Annotated in this window: 2 protein-coding genes and 1 pseudogene; all 3 read left to right on the forward strand. The window is 69.1% G+C overall.

Features of this window, described 5'->3' with window-relative positions; all coding sequences use genetic code 11:
* Positions 1–324 precede the first annotated feature (324 nt).
* A complete protein-coding gene (locus tag AC5JBD_RS00395) occupies positions 325–624 on the forward strand; it encodes a BrnT family toxin (RefSeq protein WP_495719773.1) in 300 nt (99 codons plus the stop codon).
* Positions 605–934 (forward strand): BrnA antitoxin family protein, encoded by a 330-nt coding sequence (locus tag AC5JBD_RS00400; protein WP_495719774.1) that lies wholly within the window; start codon positions 605–607, stop codon positions 932–934. The genes AC5JBD_RS00395 and AC5JBD_RS00400 overlap by 20 nt, the downstream gene beginning before the upstream one ends.
* 196 nt (positions 935–1,130) lie before the next feature.
* A pseudogene (locus tag AC5JBD_RS00405) lies at positions 1,131–2,076 on the forward strand (hypothetical protein); the annotation flags it as partial.

Genomic DNA, 2,076 nt, shown 5'->3' on the forward strand with positions numbered 1-2,076 from the left:
CCCTCGGAATCTACCCAGGCTGGGTCAGCGCCGTAAGTCCGACGGGCTGCTAGCTGGTCATAATCTGCCGCCTAGACGCTCCCGGTCCAGCGCCCGGCCAGTGGACCGAAAACTTCGATTTGAATGCAGACCGGACCGCAAGCCTCTGTCGAAGCAGCGCCTGCGTCCTCACCAGCCGGGCGGTAAATCCGGAGCATCGGACCAGGCATGGGCACCCCTCCTCACGCTATTCCGGCCGACCTGGCCCGCCCGCAGAGGATGTCCTACCGACTTCTAAGCCTACGTTTGTGTAGCTGCACTTCCGGAACTACATAGGGATGGCCCGTGCCGGAGTGGATCTGGGACCCGAACAAGGATGCGCTGAACCGGCAGAACCACCAGGAGCTGTCCCTGGCTGCCGGGGTGTTGGTGCTGGACGGCGACCCACTGGCGCTGTCCCGCCCGGACCCGCATCCGGACGGCGACCGCTGGCAGACGGTCGGCAGCGCGGGCGGGGTCGTGGTCCTGTTCGTGGTGCACACCGACCCTGTCGAGCAGGAGGACGGCCGCGAGGTCGGCCGCATCATCAGCGTGCGGAAGGCGAAATCACACGAGCGGAGGGCATATGAAGAAGGGACCTTCTAGGAGACCGACTGGGCTCTCCCCGGAGCTGCTGGCGCAGCTCCAGGCAGCCGCCGCGCTGCCTGACGTGCAAATAAACACCGAGGACCCGGACGCTCCCGAGGTCACGAACTGGACGGACGCGCTCCGGGGCCGCTTCTACAAGCCGCGGAAGGTACAGAAGACGCTGCGGATCGATGCCGACGTGCTGGCCTTCTACGAGGCCCAGGGCCCCGGCTACCTCACCCGCATGAACCGCGACCTGCGGGCGGCGATGCTCCGGACCCTGCGGCGCCAGCGACGCACCCCGCAGAAGACGGGGCAAGCAAGGTAGCGGCGCCATCGATCGCCTCAATCTGATCTCAGGTATGCGGGTCCCCGATAATGGAGGGGAACTGCAGGAGAGGTTACCCTCCTCTGCATCCTATCCGCCCGCGCGGCAGTCAGCTGCCTATCATGCATGTAACCGGGGCAAATTCCCAGGCGAGGCGGTTGCACCTACGGGGATGGCGGCGTGATTCACCCTGGTCATGCGGCCGCCCGACAGCACGCCGCTGGAGACCTTGTCGCTTGCCGAGTTGCGGGAGTTTGTCGGCACGCTGGTGGCGAAGGTTGCCGACCTCGTGGCCGCCAATGCGGCGCTGCAGGCGGAGAACCAGGCGCTGCGGGACGAAGTGGCGCGGCTGAAGGGGCTGCCGCTGCGGCCGCCCTCACGGCCGTCCGGCATGGAGCAGGCGACGGGCGGCGCCGGGCTGGGCAAGAGCGGCAACAAGCGGTCACGGCGCCGGCGCGGTGCCAAGCGCGACCGCGAGGCAGTGACCACCGAAGTGCTGGTACCGGCCGCGCCACCGCCGGGCTCGCGGTTCAAGGGCTATCAGGACATCCTGGTGCGCGAGCTGACCCTCACGCCTGAGGTGGTGCGCTATCGGCGGGAGCGCTGGGCGACGCCGTCCGGCGAGACGGTGCTGGCGCCCTTGCCGGCCGGCATCGTCGGCGGCTTCGGGCCGGGGCTGCGGCGCTTCCTCCTCGTCGCCCATGCCCAGGGCCAGGTGACGACGGAGCGGCTGGTGGCCCTGCTGGCTGGGATCGGCCTTGAGATCTCGAAGCGCCAGGTGGTGCGGCTGCTGACCTCGCGGCTGGACGATCTGATTGCCGAGGACCAGGCGGTGCTGCGGGCCGGCCTGGCGACGGCGCGCTGGGTGACGGTGGACGACACCGCGGCCCGGCATGCCCGGCAGGACGCCTTCACGACGCAAATCGGCGATGGGCGCTTCACCGCCTTCCGCAGCGGCGCCTCGAAGTCGCGCCAAGCCTTCCTCTCGGTGCTCCGCGCCGGCCACGGTGCGTACGTGATCAACGAGGCGGCACTGGATTACATGCGTAGCCGCGCCCTGGCCGGGCCGGTGATCGAGATGCTGGCAGCGCATCCGGCGAAGGTCTTTGCCGACGAGGCCGCCTGGACGGCGCACCTGGCGG

It is taken from the genome of Allosphingosinicella sp., from assembly GCF_059502505.1.

Excerpts from the sequence above, each read along its gene's own strand:
- AC5JBD_RS00400 (WP_495719774.1), top strand. The coding sequence starts at position 605 with ATGAAGAAGGGACCTTCTAGGAGACCGACTGGGCTCTCCCCGGAGCTG.